The sequence below is a fragment of the Paenibacillus sp. GCM10023252 genome (assembly GCF_042653305.1).
Classification (GTDB): domain Bacteria; phylum Bacillota; class Bacilli; order Paenibacillales; family Paenibacillaceae; genus Pristimantibacillus.
This window is the reverse complement of the sequence record NZ_JBHSHW010000021.1, coordinates 153,878-171,121: the sequence shown is the minus strand read 5'-3', so window position 1 is coordinate 171,121 and position 17,244 is coordinate 153,878. Positions and strand designations below refer to the sequence as shown.

Genomic DNA, 17,244 nt, shown 5'->3' with positions numbered 1-17,244 from the left:
GAAGCTCCATCCATACAATGGAAGAGGGCGAATGCTTGTATACCGCCAGAGACAGCGACAGCCGTCTATGAGCTGATACAGCACGCCCCTCTTCGTTGCAGGAAGGAGCTTGAGGAAGATGATTGGGGAGATTATACTAGTCGGATTAATTATTATTGGGTTAATAGGCCGATCGCCTATTATATCCACGGCAGCTTGTCTTCTTCTCATCGTGAAGCTGGTTAACCTGGAGCGTTATCTCCCGGCCATTGAACGTCGCGGACTCGAGCTCGGACTCCTCTTCCTGACCTTCTCCGTGCTTGTGCCATTCGCATCCGGTCGTGTGCAGATGAGAGAGATTACAGCCGCTCTGACCTCTTGGCCGGGCTGGCTCGCGCTGGCAGGCGGAGCGGCTGCTACCTATATTAATGGCAAGGGACTCGAGATGCTGAAGTTCGATCCTCAGCTCGTCGTCGGCCTGGTCATCGGCTCTATTTTTGGTATTGTTTTCCTAAGGGGCATACCGGTTGGTCCGTTAATGGCTGCAGGCATAACTGCCATCTTGTACAAGCTGTTCCGGCTTATTGCTGACCATCTGTAGCGTACGCCAAGAGTACCGCGCAGCCGTAGGCAGGCAGACTGAACCCGGATGCAGCACCCTCGTCGTACGTCCGGCCGTTCAGCACATCCTTCAAGGAGACTGAGGCGAGGAGAGTATTCAGCTCATCCTTAAGGCCAAGCTCCCCTGCTGAATTGTTAATGATGACATAGATGGTCTCCTCCTCCGTCTCCCGGACGAATCCGAAGGCATTCCGTGCCGCATCGGCGAACCATACCCGGAATGTCCCTCTTCGAAGGGCAGGATGGGCGTGGCGAAGAGCAATCATCCGAGCGTAAGTGTCATACATAGACTGGCTTCGGTCGGCTTCCTCCCATAGCATCGGTCTGCGGCAATCCGGGTCATGCTCTCCTTGCATCCCAGCTTCGTCTCCGTAGTAGATCATTGGCATTCCTGGAAAAGCAAGCTGGAACGACACCGCCAGACGCATCCTCGCCTCCGCCGTCCCTTTCGCATCCCAGCCTATACCGCCCTTCATGCACGTCGTCAGGAATCTCTCCGTATCATGGCTGTCAATGAGCTGGAGCATAGCGGCTCCTGCTTGGTCAGTCAGATTCATCAGCATGCGGGTCAGCTGCTCTCCGAACGTCTTCGCATCGATCGTCTGCTTCGCAAAGTAGTCCAGCATCGACTCTCTGAACATGTAGTTCATGACGCCGTCGAATTGATCTCCGCGCAGCCATGGTCCCGCATCATGCATGAACTCACCGAGCAGCAGCAGCTCAGCATCAAGTGACTTCAGCTCCGTGCGCAGCTTCCTCCAGAACTTGGCATCCACCTCATTCGCCACGTCGAACCGCCATCCGTCGATGCCCGTCTCACTCACCCAGTACTTGGCTACCTCAATCATATAATCTCCGGCCGGCTCATGTCCGGTGTTCAGCTTAGGCATGCTGGCGTAATGGTTGCCGAACGTCTCGTACGTGACCGGATCCTGAGTGACCGGGTACGACTCCACGAAGTACCAATCCTTATAAGGGGACTGCTCCCCATTCTTCAGCAAGTGCTGGAAGGCGAAGAACCCGTCACCCGTATGGTTGAACACCGCATCAAGCATGACTCGTATCCCCAGCTTGTGTGCCTCCTTTACAAGCTCCTTCATCGTCTCCTCATCGCCGAAGGAAGGATCCAGCTGATAGTAATCAACGGTATCATACTTGTGATTGGAGTGGGACAGGAAGATCGGAGTCGTGTAGATGAGGTTGACACCAAGCTCCTTCAAGTAAGGAAGCTTATTGATGATTCCTCTCAGGTCGCCTCCGAAGAAGGAGTCCGCTGTCGGTCTTGCCTCAGCCGTCCATGCTTCGGTATGAGGCTGATCATTCGACGTATCCCCGTTGCTGAATCGGTCCGGGAAGATCTGATACACAACCGCATCCTTCACCCAGTCCGGCACAACAGGCAGATCCGCACCGCAAATATAGGGATATTGGAAGGTGGCTGCTTCTTGGCGATTGTCCGCGGCCCCTCGTTCCCCGTACCAGACTGCCGTACCGTCGTGGAACGTGACATGGAACAGATAAGCTAATCGGCGAGTCGGGACATCAATAGTCATCTCATAATAGTCGTGATAGCGGTCACTTCCTGCGTACTCCATGGAAGAGGCTTGCTCTGTCCCAGGCGTGACGTAGCGGTCTCGGTAGAGCACGACCACTTCACGGGCTCCTCCCCTCCTTACCTTCAGTCGCAGCTTCATGGAAGTAGGTGTAACGGGATAGGCATAAGGCGCTTCGCTATGATGGACAATAGAGGCTGGCATAGGTTCATTCCCCTTCGTTATGATATATAGTAGAATCAAGTTGACAAACCGTTTGTCTGGTTTGAGAATCAGCTTTTCGGGAAACCGGTTTCCCTATATGTATAAACTAACATAATGTATCTATTCCTGCAAGGAGGAGAGGGGTGTTCATCCTTGAGTAAAATTACGATTAATGATATTGCTAAGGCTGCACAGGTAGCCAAGTCTACTGTATCCAAGGTAATGAGCGATGCTCCATCTATCTCAGAGGAGACGAAGCGCAAGGTCAGAGCGGTCATGAAGGAGATGAATTACACACCAAGCAGCCTCGCAACCCGGCTAGCCAGGCAGACAAGCTATAACATTGGTGTACTCGTTGATATGACGCGGCGAGAGCAGTATGTTGATCCTTTTTTCTACAGTATTGTTGGCGGAATTCAGAGTGTCATAGGCCCTCTCCATTATGAGCTTACAATGGCTAACGGTAGTGGAGATACGGAAGAAGATCGGTTGTCCTTCGTTAATCGACTCGTGCAGAGCCGCAAGGTGGATGGACTTATTATGAACCATACGCTGCTAAGTGATGCGATCCTTGCTCACCTGCACCAGCTTCGGTTCCCGATTGTCTCCATTGGCGGAATGTGGAGACCCGATGATGTTCCTATCGTCGACATTGATAACCGATTGGGCGGTGAGCTGCTGACCAAGCATCTAGCTGAGCAGGGCCGGACCAAGATTGCGTGGATAGGCGGAGAAGAGCAGGATTATATTCGCCGGAGCAGATATGAAGGCTACTTGAGAGGTCTTGAAGCTTCAGGGCTGGTGCCGATTGACAGCTACAGCAAGCTTGGAAGCTCCGACGAGTATGGCGGGGAGAGGCTGATGGACGAATTACTGGGGCTGGAGGACAGACCCGATGCTGTGATCTGCATGAATAACTATACAGCCTTCGGAGTGCTGAAGGCGCTGAAGAGGGCAGGTGTCTCCATCCCCTCTGAGATCAGCGTCGCTGCCTTCGATAATTATCCGCTGGCTCCATATACGGAACCGCCTCTCACTTGTCTGGAGGTTGACACGTTCGAGCTAGGCATAGAGGCCGCTACGAGACTGATGCAGGTCATTAACGGTTCCTCCTCCGAGAGTAGCCTGGGGGAGCCGCTGCTCCTCCCTCCTACGCTAATTGTTCGGGAGTCATCCGTTCGGCGCCACACCTAAGATTTCTGCTTGTTATCACATCTCTGTAAACATCTCTGTAACACTTAGAGGGCGCTGACTTGAGTGAGATAGGTACTTCGGAATCTCTAATGAGCTCGGCTCTGGCTATATTGGGTGAATAGAGGTACTTTTTACCTCTAATCCACTCCAGATGCTCTGCTTCAAGTGAATAGAGGTACTTTTTACCTCTATTCCACTCCAGATGCTCTGCTTCGAGTGAATAGAGGTACTTTTTACCTCTATTCCACTCCAGATGCTCTGTTTCAAGTGAATAGAGGTACTTTTTACCTCTATTCCACTCCAGATGCTCTGTTTCAAGTGAATAGAGGTACTTTTTACCTCTATTCCACTCCAGATGCGCTGCTTCGAGCGAATAGAGGTACTTTTTACCTCTATTCCACTCCAGATGTGCTACTTTGAGTGAGAGGTGCGTTTGCCCTTATGCACCTCTGCTACCCTTGCAGCCTAAGCTTAGCCAGATCGAATGCCGGGACAAGCCCCGCCTCTGCCGCCCGGCCAAGCAGAGCTTCTATAGCAGCATAACCCTCTTCACCTAAGGCGGCTGAGAACTCATTCACATACAGGTCGATATGAGCCTCGGCTACCTCTGGGGACATCTCTTGAGCATGCTGCATAACGTAGGCTTGCGACGCCGTTGGATGCTCCCAAGCATAATGGACAGATGCCCGTATCCAGCTTGTGATGGCCTCCAAGTCCAGGGAACGACGGGCGATAATCGCACCAAGCGGGATGGGCATTCCCGTATCCGACTCCCACCAGCTGCCGAGATCAGTCAACAGCTGAAGCCCATAATTCGCATAGGTGAATCTAGCTTCATGGATGACTAGTCCAGCATCCACCTGACCATCCCTCACCGCAGGCATAATCTGATCGAACGGCATGACCACAATCTCCAGCGATTCGCCAGGGAGCTGCTGAGCAGCCCAGAGCCGGAACAACAGATAGGCGGTGGATCGTTCACTGGGAACGGCTACTCGCTGTCCTGCCAGCAGAGGATAGACTTCGTGCTGAGCAGCACCAGAAGCTTCTATAATAGCTCCACCACCACCACCAGCTCCGCCTTGCTTAGTCAGCACGAGCGGGCCGCAGCCTCGGCCCAGCGCCCCTCCGCATGGCAGCAGCGCATAGTCGTCGAGCACCCAGGGCAGGGCTGCGTAGGAGATTTTCATAACCTCTGGACCTTCACCCTTAGCGGCAAGGGAGTTCGTAATATCAATATCGGCATAGGTCACATTCAGCTCTGGAGCACCTGGTACGAGACCATGCGCCCAAGCATGGAAGATGAAGGTATCGTTCGGACAAGGGGAGTAAGCCATATTCATAGAAGTACCTCCGGCAATAAGGACGCAGCGTTCTCTAGCATCCTCAGCGCATCTCCGATCCGCCATGCCTCTCGATTCCTGGGGCCAACTTCATTCGAGATGGCTCTCATCTCCAGGAACGGTATACCGAGCTGCTGAGCAGCAGTTGCCGCCCCGAAGCCTTCCATCGCCTCAGCAGCAGCACCAGGCACCCGCTCAGCCAGCAGGGAAGCTGTAGCTGCAGAGCCCGTAACCGTCGTAACCGTAATGATAGCCCCCACCTTCACCCGATACCCTGCTTGTTGCCCTGCAACTGATAACTTCTGCACGATAGGCATGTGCGGCTCCATGACACAAGAACCGAACCCAAGCTCATCCACGCTCATGAAGCCTACCTCAGTCTCTGCACCTAGATCTGCTGCGATGATAGAGCTTGCCAGGACGAGGGAGCCTACCTCAGCTTGTCCAGGGAAGCCTCCGGCGATGCCCGCACTCACAACAAGATCATAAGACCCGCGAGCAAGTGCAGCCGCTGTGCTTGCCGCAGCCGCGGCTGGGCCTACCCCTCCGGCAAGCACGGTGAAGCGTGCTCCTGCAGCACCAATGCCGCGCAGCACCGCTTCTCTCTCTGCCTCTACAGCGGTCACAATAAGTACTTGACGATCATCCTTCACGCACATTCCTCCTAACGGATAATGAGAGAGCGGCCGCTAACCCGGAGGGTAAGCAAGCCGCTCTACATGTAGATCATGAATAGAATAGACAATGATAACGAGTTATCTGCGGTCTTGAGGCCCGCCGACGAAGGCTTGCTCCGTAGTATCGAGGCCATAAGCCGTATGAAGCGCACGAACCACCTCATGCAGAGGCTCTGCTGCGATGACACATGACACCTTGATCTCGGAAGTGCTGACCATCTTAATGGATACGCCGATCTTCGAGATCGCTTCGAACATCGTCGCCGCCACGCCCGGATTGCTGACCATGCCTGCACCGACAATGGATACCTTCACGAGATCCGCTTCTGATGTGGCCTCCAGATAGGACACCTTGCTGCGAATGCCTTCAATGACCGCCAGAGCTCTCTCTCTATCATCTAACGATACCGTGAAGGAGAAGTCCGCCTTCCCATTCTGCACGCCGCTCTGCACGATAATATCGACATCGATTCCGTTCTCAGCGAGCGCTCCGAATACATGAGCAAGCACGCCTGGCACATCTTCAACCCCGAGAATACTAATTCTAGCTACATTCTTGTCAAAAGCGATTCCACGTACGACAATTCCCTGCTCCATGACCGCTTCCTCCTTCACACTAGTCCCTTCATTGTGAGTAAAGCTAGAGCGTACAACCAGCTTCACGTTGTTATGCTTAGCATACTCTACAGCACGCGGATGAAGCACCGCCGCTCCTAAGTGAGCCAGCTCAAGCATCTCATCATACGAGATCTCGTCTAGCTTGCGTGCCACCTTCACAACCCGAGGATCCGTCGAGTAGATCCCGTCTACGTCCGTGTAGATCTCACACATGTCTGCATTAATCGCAGCAGCCAGCGCCACAGCCGTCGTGTCAGATCCCCCGCGGCCGAGCGTCGTAATCTCGCCATCCTCGCTCATCCCTTGGAAGCCTGCCACGATTACGGCGTTGCCGCCTTCAAGCGCCTCGAAGATTCGCTCCGGACGAATGTCAGTAATACGCGCCTTGCTATGGACAGCTTCCGTGCGAATCCCTGCCTGCCACCCCGTTAAGGAGACTGCACGGTCACCAAGCTGGTGTATGGTCATCGACAACAACGCTACCGAGATCTGTTCGCCTGTCGTTAGGAGCATATCCATCTCACGAGCCGGCGGATTCGGGTTAAGCAGCTTCGACTGGTCGATCAATTCATCCGTTGTATCCCCCATTGCAGAGACGACGACTACGATGGAATGACCTTGTTGTTTTCTCTCAATAATACGCCCTGCAACCCGCTGCATCCTCTCAGGTGTGCCTACGGAACTGCCGCCGAACTTCATAACTATCAACGACAAAGCTGACTCACTCCTTAAGCCTTGACATATACATACAAGACCATATTATATCACAACCCAATTCAGCCGGTATACATACCGTTGCAAAAAAAAACCGCCCATAAGGGCGGTCAGTCTGCGTTCATACTTAAGGAAGCTTATGCGCGGGAGATGTACTTGCCCTCGCGGGTATCAATAAGAAGCACGTCGCCTTCATTAATGAAGAGAGGAACTTGAACACTGAGGCCCGTCTCAAGCTTCGCACTCTTCGTAGCGCCAGTAGCCGTGTTGCCCTTAATGCCCGGCTCCGTCTCAACGACCTTCAGCTCCACACTGTTCTGCATCGTGATGCCGATAATCTCGCCATGATAGGAAGCGATGTTCACGTTCATGTTCTCCTTGAGGAAGTTGATCTCCCACTCGAGCTGCTTCTTCTCCAGGTTGAACTGATCATACGTCTCATTGTCCATGAACGTGTATTCATTGCCGGAGTTGTATAGATATTGAACCTCACGGTTCTCAACATGAGCACGGCCAATCGTCTCGCCTGCACGGAAGGTTTTCTCTACCACGTTGCCGTTGCGGAGATTCTTCAGCTTGGAGCGCACGAAGGCTGCCCCTTTGCCTGGCTTAACGTGCTGGAAGTCTAGTACGGTGAAGATATCGGTGTCTACCTCGATGGTCACGCCTGTTTTGAAGTCATTTACTGAGATCACTGCTTGTTTCCTCCCTAATGAGTATGAGAGGCCGGGTTCATCCCGGCCATCTGCCTGTTTGCTTGCCGCTTATCCGAGCGTGATGAGCTCTTTGGGGTAGGCGGTTAATATTTTAATACCGGAGTCCGTTATAACAATATCATCCTCAATACGTACGCCCCCGAAGCCGGGGATATAGATACCAGGTTCAACCGTCACCGTCATGCCGGGGGTTAAAATCGTGTCGCTAAGCTTGGACAAGCGCGGCGCTTCGTGAATCTCCATGCCGAGGCCGTGTCCTGTGCCATGCCCAAAATGATCGCCGTAGCCGTACCGTGTGATGACATCACGTGTGAGCGCATCGGCTTCCTTGCCTGTCATGCCTGGACGAATGTTCGCCAGACAGTGAAGCTGAGCTTCCAGAACGATGTTATAGATGTCCACATGCTTGTCTGATGGCTTGCCTACAACGACTGTGCGAGTCAGATCAGAGCAATAGCCTTGGTAATAAGCGCCGAAGTCGAACTTCACGAACTCATTGACACCGACGATTCGATCACTGGCAACACCGTGAGGCAGCGCTGAGCGTTCTCCAGATGCGACAATCGTATCGAATGACGATGAAGTCGCGCCATGGCTGCGCATGTACACTTCCATCTCGAGAGCAAGATCGCTCTCGCGCATGCCTGGCTTCAGCAGCCCCAGGATGTGTGCGAACGTATCGTCAGCCAGCTTGGCCGCTTCCTGCATAATACGCAGCTCATCTTCATCCTTAATCATTCTTAGCTGCTCAATCAGACCAGACACTGGCCTTAGTGTAATGCCCGGCAGGCTCTTCGTCCACTCTGCATATTCGGCATAGGTGACATGATCCTGCTCGAAGGCGAGCTCCTTAACTCCTGCTGCATCGAGCAGTTCTCTTACCGTCTCGAGCGCCTTGGGAGCATGTTCCACCACTTGATAGCTTGCTGCTTGCTGAGGAGCTTGCGTCATATAACGGAAGTCCGTCAGTAAGTAGTTATTCTGAGGAGTAATGAGCACCATGCCCGATGACCCCGTGAAGCCGCTAATGTACCTTCGATTGACGCTGCTGCCGATCAGGACAGCAGGAATTCCTTGCTTAGCAAGCTGCTCTCTAAGCTGTGTGACACGTGCTGCTGACATAATCGTGTCTCCTCTCTCCTTCAATACCTACCCGGACATCTGCATCTGCAGATGCTGTACAAGCGCCTGCAGGCCTAAGTCATAGCTGTATGCGCCGAATCCGGCAATCTGACCGATTGCGACCGGAGCAATGACCGATACATGACGGAATGCTTCACGCTTGTGAATATTGGAGAGATGAACCTCTACAACCGGCAATCCGACGGAGCTAAGCGCATCTCGCAGCGCGTAGCTGTAGTGGGTGAAGGCGCCGGGATTCATCAGTATGCCGTCGGCTTCGCCATATGAGCTATGTATGCGATCAATGAGCGCTCCTTCATGGTTGGACTGGAAGAACTCGACTTCCACACCCAGCCGGACAGCAGATGCTGTGAGCATCGCTTCTATTGCATCGAGGCTTAAGGTGCCATACACGCCGGGCTCTCGAATGCCGAGCATATTCAGATTGGGACCGTTAAGAACTAGGATCTTGCTCATTCTCGTACCTCCCAGCAGACGTGAACGTTCTAACCTTCCGCCTGCAAAAGTCACTCAACATTCTACCACAAATGTCCTGTGCTTGAGAAGTAGCTACTTCGCTCCAATCGGTTCGCGCGACGCTTCGTCAGTGAACTCGAATGCGACGGAGTAGCCGATGAACAATCCCCATAGCGTAAATACACACGCTTCGGTATACAGTGTGTTCCATCCCGCTTCGGTAATGGGCTTAATGAATCCGAGCAGAGGGCCGATGCCGAGGAATAGCAAAGCCCACCAGAGCAGCCCGTATACGGCGCCTGGCCAAGGACCTCTAAGCTTGCCTAGAACAACCTTATAGAGGAAGGCTGCGACAATGGACAACACAATGAAGGCAGCGATTCCTGCCCCATGCCCCCATCCGGTGCGCAGGAACGACTGCTTCATGAACGGATCCAGCAGCATGCCGGGAAGCACTAGCGTGAACTTCATCTCGAAGAATACCCACCTGACGAATCCCCATATCAATCCTGCGAAGAAGCCAAGCTGCAAGAGGTACAGCCCTGTCTTGGTAGGGTGTGAGCTCTTGTTGGCTTGCTTATTCCCCTTAGCTTGGCCGTTCTGCGAGTGTTCCTTGTTCTCATCTGCCATATGAATCGTCCTCCATGCCCTATTGTGAATGAATTCTATAGGTGTAGTATGTGAAGAAGAAGCTTCCTATAATCATGAAGCGAGACGCTGAGCTCTCGCAATTGCGCAGGAGATCAAGTACAATAGACTCATCTATGCTATCACACACTAATAGGAACTCGTTCGTCCTCTACTGGGCGATACGGCCGTAAGGATGGTGACCGGTCTTGCCGCAAGACTCCAGAAGTATCTACGGAGGACAAGCAGTTATTGAAGGTGTTATGTTCGCAGGCAGACACGTCAATGTAACCGCTGTTCGAAGGAAGAATGAAGACATCGTATTCTATGAAGTTCCGCGCACTCCTCAGAGATGGGTGCAGCGGCTGAAGAAGATTCCAATCTTGCGCGGAGTTGTCGGCATTGTTGAATCCAGCGCGAAGGGCTCCCAGCATCTGAACTTCTCCATGGAAGCCTATGCGGAGGATGAGACGGCAGACAAGGACGCCGCTCAAGCAGGCAGCGTGAGCTCGAATGAGCCGAAGAAGACAGACGAAGGGAAGTCGGGCTGGAGTCTCAGTATGATCGTTGGCGTTGCTGTTGCCGGCGTTCTATCCTTCGTATTCGGCAAGGTGCTCTTTACCGCAGTACCTGCCATTGTCGAGAGCTTATTGTTCGAGGATATGTTCGAGAACAGGGTTGTTCACAACTTGCTTGAAGGACTTATCAAGGTTATTTTCCTACTAGCCTACTTGTACTTCATCTCCTTAACGCCGCTGATCAAGCGGTTGTTCCAATATCACGGGGCTGAGCATAAGGTGATAAGTGCCTATGAAGCCGGAGTGGATCTCACCGTCGATAATGTACAGAAGTTCAGCCGGCTGCATTACCGCTGTGGAAGCTCGTTCCTTATCTTCACAGTTATCGTCGGAGTTATTGTCTACTCCCTGCCGATCTTCAGCTGGGATACGATCTGGGAACGCGTATACATTCGGCTGCTGCTGCTGCCCGTCACACTCGGCATCTCGTATGAAGTGCTTCGGCTAACGAACGCCCTGCGCGATATCCCCCTGCTTCGCTACTTGGGTTACCCCGGGCTGTGGCTGCAGCTGCTTACGACGAAGGAGCCGAACAACGAGCAAGTATCTGTCTCCATCGCTTCCTTCAACCGGATGCGTGAGCTCGATGAGCAGATGGCTCGCTCTTAGTTCATCTAGGATATAACCTTATCTCTCTTGTGAGGGGGTGAATAACATGCTGCGCAAGTGGAGTCCACTTATGATCGGGATGGTCGTCCTAATCGGTATCGGAATCGTCTCCGCGGTCATCAACAACCCAAGCACGTTCATCATTCCTGTCGTTGTACTCGGTGTGATCTTCCTTCTGTACAAGCTTAATCCGGGAGGAGCAAGGTCCCGCAGACCTGTAGTCAAGCCTTCCCCTCGCACAGAGGCGAAGATGAAGGCGAAGAGCCAGCAGGCGCGTAAGAAGCCAGCTCCATTCCGCGTCATCGAAGGCGGCAAGGACGACGACGATCTGCCGAAGTATCATTAGATTGCAGGTAAGCACAAGAACCGTACACCAATTGGTGTACGGTTCTTTGTTGGCCTCAGTGGACGTCTAAGCTGTGTGTATTCTATATCAAGAATGAAGGCGGAATACAATCTCATCTTGCTCGCTGTCGATGACTAGATCATGACCGTCAAGAAACCATATATCATTCTGCTCCATGAAAAACATAATCCCTTGCTCTTGGCTTGTGACAGCGGCATACCTTGGGACATCCTTCATGATTCCAAAGGAATAGGCATCGGAGCTTCCCCCGCTGTAACGGACAAACACGCGAATCTGGTCATTGTCTTGGAATCCCCATTCCAATCTGAATCGCTCGGCGGCCGCAGCTGTTATCGATAACTTCATTAGCCTTGCACCTCTTTCTTATCCGTTTGATCTTATTATGCTGACAGCTGCTTGCATTTGTCAACTGAATGATAAGCGCTTACACCCATGGAAAAAGAGTCCATCTTCCGATAGACTCTTCCGCTTATTCCGTATCCAATTCTGCTCGAATTCCGCGGAGCTCGTCCAGCCGAACCGGCTCCCTGCGGAAGTATTCCACTAACGTCTCAATACAGGTGATGGAATCCCAGCTCAGATGATGCTCAATCCCCTCAACGTCTCGGTAGATGTTCTCCTCTTGAACCCCAATCGTAGAGAGGAATGATTCCAATAGATGATGGCGTTCAACAAGCCGCTTCCCCATCTTCTTCCCCTTGTTCGTGAGCACTAGCCCACGGTACTTCTCATAGATTAAGTAGTTGTCCTTGTCCAGCTTCTGAATCATCTTCGTTACGGAAGAGGGATGAACCTCGAGTCCTTCTGCGATATCCGATACACGGGCGTAGCCCTTCTCATCAATGAGTTTGTAGATTCGTTCTAAGTAGTCTTCCATGCTCGGAGTAGGCACCGAAAGAACCCCCCTAACTTGCTTCTATACCTCGTTATCCTCGGCATTACTCTTAGTATCATACACTGTTATAAGCTTACACTGCAACTTGTTCGCTTGATCTTACCATGACTGACATTCGTCATCCTGTGACAAACTATGCAGGAGTTCACATGAACATCCAGTACGTTCATAACCTGTCAGCAGAACCATGCATGAACGAACTTGGCACCAAGGAATAGGAGGACATCCATGGCAACCACTACACTCGACCGCCCCGCGGCAAGAACACCGAAGAGCCGTCCTTCCTTCGTACCTGAGCTCGTCTACTTCGAGCCGGATGCGCTGGAATATCCGAAGGGCAAGCGCATCTTCGACTGGGTCAAGAGCGAAGGCATTCCCTATCGCATGACGACCTCGCATAACCGGATTACGAATCTTCCCGGCGATACGGAGCTGGAGCAATACAAGATTGCGAAGCGGACACTCGTCGTCGGACTCCGCAAGACATTGAAGTTCGACACCTCTAAGCCGTCTGCAGAGTATGCGATTCCGATTGCAACCGGCTGTATGGCCCACTGCCATTATTGTTATCTGCAGACGACGCTTGGCGCTAAGCCTTATATTCGCGTCTATGTCAACATAGACGACATTACGAATGCTGCTCTAGGGTACATCGAGGAGCGCAAGCCTGAGATTACCCGCTTCGAAGCAGCCTGCACCTCGGACCCTGTCGGGCTGGAGCCCATTACGGGAAGCCTTCGCGAGCTCATTGAATTCATGGCTGAGCAGGAATATGGACGCCTTCGGTTCGTTACGAAGTTCCACCATGTGGATTCCCTGTTGGACTTGAAGCATAACGGCCATACTCGCATTCGCTTCAGCGTCAATGACAAGTATGTCATTAAGAACTTCGAGCCCGCCACCTCTCGCTTCGAAGAGCGTATTGAAGCGGCAGCCAAGGTAGCCAAGGCTGGTTATCCGATGGGCTTCATCATCGCCCCTATTATCTGGCATGATGGGTGGGAGGAAGGCTATGCGGAGCTGATTGAATCACTGGCTGCTGCGCTTCCCAAGGACGCGACGAAGGATCTCACCTTCGAGCTCATTCAGCATCGCTTCACGAAGACGGCGAAGTCCACGATTGAGAAGCGCTACCCGCGCACGAAGCTGGAGATGGATATCGAGAAGCGCAAGTACAAGTGGGGCCGGTGGGGTCAAGGCAAGTATGTCTACCCCACTGAACAAGCAGATGCGCTCCGATTGTTCATCTCGGAGCGCATCTTTGAACATTTTCCACAGGCGACGATTGATTACTTCACTTAGAGGGTTAGAACTTCAGCCACTCTGGCGTAATGAGATTAAGCCAAGCGGTAATCTGGGTCATCTGATCAGTGAATAGCAGAATTCCCATTAGGATCATAATTGCCCCGCCAGTCTTCATCAGCACGTTCGAATACTTCAGTATCCACCGGGCGGACCCGAGGAAGAAGGCTAGTACGAAGAACGGTATAGCGAAGCCGAGCGCGTATGCCGTCGTCAGACCGAACCAGGTGCCCGGCTCGGATGCAGCTAGTGCGAGGATTGCAGTGAGAATCGGGCCCACACAAGGTGACCAACCGGCGGAGAAGCCAATGCCGAAGATGAAGGAGCCCAGGTAGCCGGTTCTCTTCGTTCCTACAGACAGCTTGCGCTCTCGCATGAGCAATTGCGGCTGGAATACGCCGAGCAGGAACAATCCCATGAGCACGATCAAGATAGCTGAGAGCTGTCTGATGATCTGCTGGTATTCACTGAAGAACTCAGCGAACACATTCGTGCTGTAGCCTAGCGAATAATAGACGAGGGAGAAGCCGAGGATGAAGAACAACGTATGCGACATTGTTCGGTTGCGTACATCCTTCGTCCGGTTGTTCTCCTTCAGATCGCTGACCGATATTCCGGTTATGTAAGATAAGTACGAGGGATAGAGCGGCAGGCAGCAAGGCGAGATGAACGATGCTAAGCCTGCGGCAAAAGCTAACCCGATATTCACATTAGACATGGAAGTTCCCCTTCTATAACTGAACGTATCCTTGGCGTCTGACTCAGACGTTATTGGCGATTAGGCATTGCTTGCATGCGTCTGGCTGGTGCAGGGGGCCGGTGCGGCGGGCAGCAAGAGCTCTTCACGTGTCTCTAGGCTGTCTTGAAGCCGCGCCGAACTAGCAGCAAGAGCAGCAGGATGACGATGAGCAGCAGCACAACGGTACCGCCTGGCGCAAGATTCCACACCCCTGCGATAAGCAGGCCGCCTATCATGGCAATCTCGGCTACGACGACTACAGTGATGATGGATTGCCGGAAGCTGCGCGCGACGACAAGGCTGCAAGCTGCTGGAATGGTCAGCAGAGCGGATACGAGCAGCGCTCCAACGATCTTAATGGATGCCGAGATGACAAGCGCCGTTAAGATCGAGATCATCATATTATAATACCGGACAGGCAATCCGCTGACCGCAGCTGCATCCTCGTCGAAGGAGATCAGGAACAATTCCTTCACCTGCGACCAGATGGCAATAAGTACAATTACGGTTACCGCTCCAATGACGATTAGGTCTCGGTTGTTCAGCGTCAAGATGCTGCCGAACAGATAGCTGCTCACATTCGAGGAGAAGCCCTTGCCCATCGTGAACAGAATGGAAGCGAGCGCGACGCCTCCTGACATAATAATAGCAATAGACAGCTCTGCATACGTCTTGTATGCCTTGCGGAGCTTCTCTATTGCGAAGGATGCGGCGATGGCGAAGACCAGTCCGACCGCAACTGGATAGACACCGATTAAGAAGCCAAGCGCTACACCGGCTATGGATACGTGAGACAAGGTGTCTCCAATCATCGCAAGCCGCCGCAGCACGAGGAAGATGCCCATTAATGGCGCTGTTATGCCAATGAGAACTCCCCCAAGCATGGCCCGTTGAAAAAATTCACTCGTTACGATCTCCAAACCCCAACAACCTCTCTTGTCTTCTCCCCATCAGGTACAGATTCTAACTCCTTGCGCAGCCCCTTCAGCCCATGGGTAAGATTCGTCTCCACGCAATTCTCCAGATCATGGGAATGCTTCACATAGAACTTCAGCTTGTTGCTCTGTGCAAGCGGCTCCTGTCCCAGATAGGAGCGTATCATGTCCATGTCATGCGAGACCATGAGGAACGTTATGTTATGATGCTTATGCATATGCTTGATCATATGGAAAAAGCTCTCTTGTGTCTCCGTATCAATGCCGACAGTCGGCTCGTCAAGAATAAGCAGCTTAGGATTATTAATGAGTGCTCTGGCAAGGAACACCCTCTGCTGCTGTCCGCCAGACAGCTGGCCAATCATCTTCGAGCTCAAGTCTTCAATGCCCATTGCATGCAGCGCATCCTCGCACTTCGTATAATCCTCTCTGCTAATGCGGCGGAACAGCCTCCGTCGATTGAACAGACCGGACAGTACGACCTCCCGCACAGTAGCAGGGAACAAGGGATTGAAGGAGTTCTTCTGCGGAACATATCCGATTAGATCCCATTGACGGAACTGGGAGACCGGCTCCCCGAACAATCGAATATTCCCGCTGTCCGGCTTCAACAGACCGACAATCATGCGCAGCAGCGTCGTCTTCCCAGCTCCATTCGAGCCGATTAGACCGACGAAGTCTCTCTCCTTCACGGAGAACTGCAGCTGAGAGATGACGGACTGATGCTGATAGGAGAAGCAGATATCCTCCATGGCTATAATTTCTTGATGGCAGGATAGATCCCTTACGGGAGCTGCCTGCTCGTTCGTTACTAATGGCATTGCTGCACCTCATTTACTTCTTGTCTCTCTTATTGTAATGCCTTCAGCAGATTTTGCAAATTGGCTTCCATGAGTGAGATATAATTCTTGCCTTCCTTCTCCTGCTGGGGAGTAAGCCCTTCGACAGGGTTCAGTACGAGCGTATCGACATTGGCCTCGTTCGCAAGCGTCTTCGCTAATTCATCAGATACCAGCTCTTCGAAGAAAATATACTGCACACCGTTCTCCTTGACGAACTTCGTAATATCGAGCAGGTCCTGCGCCCGCGGCTCTGCGTCAGCAGCAAGTCCCATAATCGGAATCTGATTAAGCCCATAATCACGGGTTAAGTATCCGAAAGCTTGGTGGGACACGACGATATCCTTCCGAGTTGTCGTGGATAGCTGCGATTCAAATTGATGATCCAGAGCAGCAAGCTTGCTCTCCAGCTGCTTGTAGTTCGCCTCGTAGTCCGCTTGGTGCGCGCTGTCTACTTGAATGAGTGAGTTCTTCACATTCTCTGCCATCTTCAGCGCCGACTTCGGACTAACCCAGGTATGCGGATCCACTCCATGCTCGTGATCATGCCCTTCTTCCTCTGCATGTTCTTCGCTCGCATGGTCATCCTTGGCATGCTCTTCGTTCGCGTGTTCTTCGCTCGCATGCTCTTCCTTGGCATGCTCTTCGTCAGCGTGTTCTTCGTCACCCTCGATTAGTTCAATGCCTTCGCTCATCTCAGCTGTCACCAGCTTGGAGTCCTTCGGAAGTCCTTCGAGGAAGTCACTAACCCAGCCTTCCAGCCCTGCTCCGTTATAGAGGAACAGCTGAGCCTTGGATGCCGTGCTCAGATCCTTGCTCTTCGGCGTCCAATCATGCGGCTCCACCCCTGCAGGCACAAGATTAACAGCATGAACATGCTCGCCCCCAATCTGCTCTGCCATATAATAGAGAGGATAGAAGCTAGTCACTACATTCGTCTTGCCTTCTACTAATGAGGAGCTGCTAGAACTGCTGCCGCATCCGGTTATGATGGAGAGAATCAGCACGCTCGCTGCCGCCGTTGCCAAGTATCTCCAAGGTGTTCTAGTAATCTTGTTCATCGCTAGTATAATCTCCTATCTGCATTCGCAATAAAATTCGTAATCGTTACTATTACTATTACGAATAGAATTAT

The 17,244-nt window shown here is 52.4% G+C and carries 19 protein-coding genes; 5 read left to right on the top strand and 14 right to left on the bottom strand.

The window, feature by feature from the left end; all coding sequences use genetic code 11:
- Nucleotides 1-118: 118 nt before the first annotated feature.
- Nucleotides 119-580 carry a DUF441 domain-containing protein gene (locus ACFO9Q_RS11685; protein WP_379182056.1) on the top strand — a complete coding sequence of 154 codons (462 nt, stop codon included), beginning with the start codon at nucleotides 119-121 and terminating at the stop codon, nucleotides 578-580.
- On the opposite strand, the gene ACFO9Q_RS11680 is transcribed toward ACFO9Q_RS11685, so the two are convergent.
- On the bottom strand, nucleotides 561-2,357 hold the full coding sequence (locus tag ACFO9Q_RS11680; RefSeq protein ID WP_379182054.1) for a glycoside hydrolase family 13 protein: 1,797 nt from the start codon (nucleotides 2,355-2,357) through the stop codon (nucleotides 561-563). The two genes, ACFO9Q_RS11685 and ACFO9Q_RS11680, sit on opposite strands and share 20 nt — an antisense overlap.
- Nucleotides 2,358-2,510: 153 nt before the next feature.
- Here ACFO9Q_RS11680 and ACFO9Q_RS11675 point away from each other — a divergent pair, with 153 nt between their 5' ends.
- A complete protein-coding gene (locus ACFO9Q_RS11675; protein WP_379182052.1) occupies nucleotides 2,511-3,551 on the top strand; it encodes a LacI family DNA-binding transcriptional regulator in 1,041 nt (346 codons plus the stop codon).
- A 452-nt stretch (nucleotides 3,552-4,003) separates the two neighbouring features.
- On the opposite strand, the gene ACFO9Q_RS11670 is transcribed toward ACFO9Q_RS11675, so the two are convergent.
- The 7 genes from ACFO9Q_RS11670 to ACFO9Q_RS11640 form a co-directional block, all read right to left on the bottom strand.
- Entirely contained in the window at nucleotides 4,004-4,894 is an 891-nt protein-coding gene (locus tag ACFO9Q_RS11670) for a 1,4-dihydroxy-6-naphthoate synthase (RefSeq protein ID WP_379182050.1), read from the bottom strand.
- A complete protein-coding gene (locus tag ACFO9Q_RS11665) occupies nucleotides 4,891-5,553 on the bottom strand; it encodes a futalosine hydrolase (RefSeq protein ID WP_379182048.1) in 663 nt (220 codons plus the stop codon). Before ACFO9Q_RS11665 ends, ACFO9Q_RS11670 begins: the two co-directional genes overlap by 4 nt.
- 96 nt (nucleotides 5,554-5,649) lie before the next feature.
- On the bottom strand, nucleotides 5,650-6,903 hold the full coding sequence (locus tag ACFO9Q_RS11660; protein ID WP_379182046.1) for an aspartate kinase: 1,254 nt from the start codon (nucleotides 6,901-6,903) through the stop codon (nucleotides 5,650-5,652).
- 137 nt (nucleotides 6,904-7,040) lie between these two features.
- Nucleotides 7,041-7,598 carry an elongation factor P gene (gene efp / locus ACFO9Q_RS11655; RefSeq protein ID WP_379182044.1) on the bottom strand — a complete coding sequence of 186 codons (558 nt, stop codon included), beginning with the start codon at nucleotides 7,596-7,598 and terminating at the stop codon, nucleotides 7,041-7,043.
- Nucleotides 7,599-7,667: 69 nt separating this feature from the next.
- Nucleotides 7,668-8,741, bottom strand: coding sequence for a M24 family metallopeptidase (locus ACFO9Q_RS11650; RefSeq protein ID WP_379182042.1), 1,074 nt, complete (start codon nucleotides 8,739-8,741; stop codon nucleotides 7,668-7,670).
- A 27-nt stretch (nucleotides 8,742-8,768) separates the two neighbouring features.
- A complete protein-coding gene (aroQ, locus tag ACFO9Q_RS11645; protein WP_379182040.1) occupies nucleotides 8,769-9,218 on the bottom strand; it encodes a type II 3-dehydroquinate dehydratase in 450 nt (149 codons plus the stop codon).
- A gap of 93 nt (nucleotides 9,219-9,311) precedes the next feature.
- Nucleotides 9,312-9,848 carry a YqhR family membrane protein gene (locus ACFO9Q_RS11640; RefSeq protein WP_379182038.1) on the bottom strand — a complete coding sequence of 179 codons (537 nt, stop codon included), beginning with the start codon at nucleotides 9,846-9,848 and terminating at the stop codon, nucleotides 9,312-9,314.
- A gap of 206 nt (nucleotides 9,849-10,054) precedes the next feature.
- Between ACFO9Q_RS11640 and ACFO9Q_RS11635 the strand changes: the two genes are divergently transcribed.
- A complete protein-coding gene (locus ACFO9Q_RS11635; RefSeq protein WP_379182036.1) occupies nucleotides 10,055-11,032 on the top strand; it encodes a DUF1385 domain-containing protein in 978 nt (325 codons plus the stop codon).
- Nucleotides 11,033-11,078: 46 nt separating this feature from the next.
- Entirely contained in the window at nucleotides 11,079-11,378 is a 300-nt protein-coding gene (locus tag ACFO9Q_RS11630) for a hypothetical protein (RefSeq protein WP_379182034.1), read from the top strand.
- 87 nt (nucleotides 11,379-11,465) lie between these two features.
- Here the strand turns inward: ACFO9Q_RS11630 and ACFO9Q_RS11625 are convergent, their stop codons facing one another.
- Nucleotides 11,466-11,744, bottom strand: coding sequence for a HesB/YadR/YfhF family protein (locus ACFO9Q_RS11625; RefSeq protein ID WP_379182032.1), 279 nt, complete (start codon nucleotides 11,742-11,744; stop codon nucleotides 11,466-11,468).
- Nucleotides 11,745-11,868: 124 nt separating this feature from the next.
- A complete protein-coding gene (gene mntR / locus ACFO9Q_RS11620) occupies nucleotides 11,869-12,291 on the bottom strand; it encodes a transcriptional regulator MntR (RefSeq protein WP_379182030.1) in 423 nt (140 codons plus the stop codon).
- Nucleotides 12,292-12,522: 231 nt separating this feature from the next.
- Here mntR and splB point away from each other — a divergent pair, with 231 nt between their 5' ends.
- Nucleotides 12,523-13,596: a spore photoproduct lyase gene (splB, locus tag ACFO9Q_RS11615; protein ID WP_379182028.1), complete on the top strand. Its 1,074-nt coding sequence runs from the start codon at nucleotides 12,523-12,525 to the stop codon at nucleotides 13,594-13,596.
- Nucleotides 13,597-13,600: 4 nt separating this feature from the next.
- Here the strand turns inward: splB and ACFO9Q_RS11610 are convergent, their stop codons facing one another.
- From ACFO9Q_RS11610 to ACFO9Q_RS11595, 4 genes are all read right to left on the bottom strand, one after another.
- Nucleotides 13,601-14,314, bottom strand: a complete 714-nt coding sequence (locus tag ACFO9Q_RS11610) for a cytochrome c biogenesis CcdA family protein (RefSeq protein ID WP_379182026.1) — start codon at nucleotides 14,312-14,314, stop codon at nucleotides 13,601-13,603.
- 134 nt (nucleotides 14,315-14,448) lie between these two features.
- Nucleotides 14,449-15,255: a metal ABC transporter permease gene (locus ACFO9Q_RS11605; protein ID WP_379182024.1), complete on the bottom strand. Its 807-nt coding sequence runs from the start codon at nucleotides 15,253-15,255 to the stop codon at nucleotides 14,449-14,451.
- The gene (locus ACFO9Q_RS11600) at nucleotides 15,243-16,091 is read right to left on the bottom strand and encodes a metal ABC transporter ATP-binding protein (RefSeq protein ID WP_379182022.1); all 849 of its coding nucleotides are present in this window, start codon (nucleotides 16,089-16,091) and stop codon (nucleotides 15,243-15,245) included. The genes ACFO9Q_RS11605 and ACFO9Q_RS11600 overlap by 13 nt, the downstream gene beginning before the upstream one ends.
- Before the next feature lie 29 nt (nucleotides 16,092-16,120).
- A complete protein-coding gene (locus tag ACFO9Q_RS11595) occupies nucleotides 16,121-17,170 on the bottom strand; it encodes a metal ABC transporter solute-binding protein, Zn/Mn family (RefSeq protein WP_379182020.1) in 1,050 nt (349 codons plus the stop codon).
- Between the last annotated feature and the right edge of the window lie 74 nt (nucleotides 17,171-17,244).

What these genes read in the sequence shown, in the direction of transcription:
- ACFO9Q_RS11685 (WP_379182056.1), top strand. Translation starts at nt 119, where the DNA reads ATGATTGGGGAGATTATACTAGTCGGATTAATTATTATTGGGTTAATA.
- ACFO9Q_RS11680 (WP_379182054.1), bottom strand. Translation starts at nt 2,357, where the DNA reads ATGCCAGCCTCTATTGTCCATCATAGCGAAGCGCCTTATGCCTATCCC.
- ACFO9Q_RS11670 (WP_379182050.1), bottom strand. Translation starts at nt 4,894, where the DNA reads ATGAATATGGCTTACTCCCCTTGTCCGAACGATACCTTCATCTTCCAT.
- ACFO9Q_RS11665 (WP_379182048.1), bottom strand. Translation starts at nt 5,553, where the DNA reads ATGTGCGTGAAGGATGATCGTCAAGTACTTATTGTGACCGCTGTAGAG.
- ACFO9Q_RS11650 (WP_379182042.1), bottom strand. Translation starts at nt 8,741, where the DNA reads ATGTCAGCAGCACGTGTCACACAGCTTAGAGAGCAGCTTGCTAAGCAA.
- aroQ (WP_379182040.1), bottom strand. Translation starts at nt 9,218, where the DNA reads ATGAGCAAGATCCTAGTTCTTAACGGTCCCAATCTGAATATGCTCGGC.
- ACFO9Q_RS11640 (WP_379182038.1), bottom strand. Translation starts at nt 9,848, where the DNA reads ATGGCAGATGAGAACAAGGAACACTCGCAGAACGGCCAAGCTAAGGGG.
- ACFO9Q_RS11630 (WP_379182034.1), top strand. Translation starts at nt 11,079, where the DNA reads ATGCTGCGCAAGTGGAGTCCACTTATGATCGGGATGGTCGTCCTAATC.
- ACFO9Q_RS11625 (WP_379182032.1), bottom strand. Translation starts at nt 11,744, where the DNA reads ATGAAGTTATCGATAACAGCTGCGGCCGCCGAGCGATTCAGATTGGAA.
- splB (WP_379182028.1), top strand. Translation starts at nt 12,523, where the DNA reads ATGGCAACCACTACACTCGACCGCCCCGCGGCAAGAACACCGAAGAGC.
- ACFO9Q_RS11610 (WP_379182026.1), bottom strand. Translation starts at nt 14,314, where the DNA reads ATGTCTAATGTGAATATCGGGTTAGCTTTTGCCGCAGGCTTAGCATCG.
- ACFO9Q_RS11600 (WP_379182022.1), bottom strand. Translation starts at nt 16,091, where the DNA reads ATGCCATTAGTAACGAACGAGCAGGCAGCTCCCGTAAGGGATCTATCC.
- ACFO9Q_RS11595 (WP_379182020.1), bottom strand. Translation starts at nt 17,170, where the DNA reads ATGAACAAGATTACTAGAACACCTTGGAGATACTTGGCAACGGCGGCA.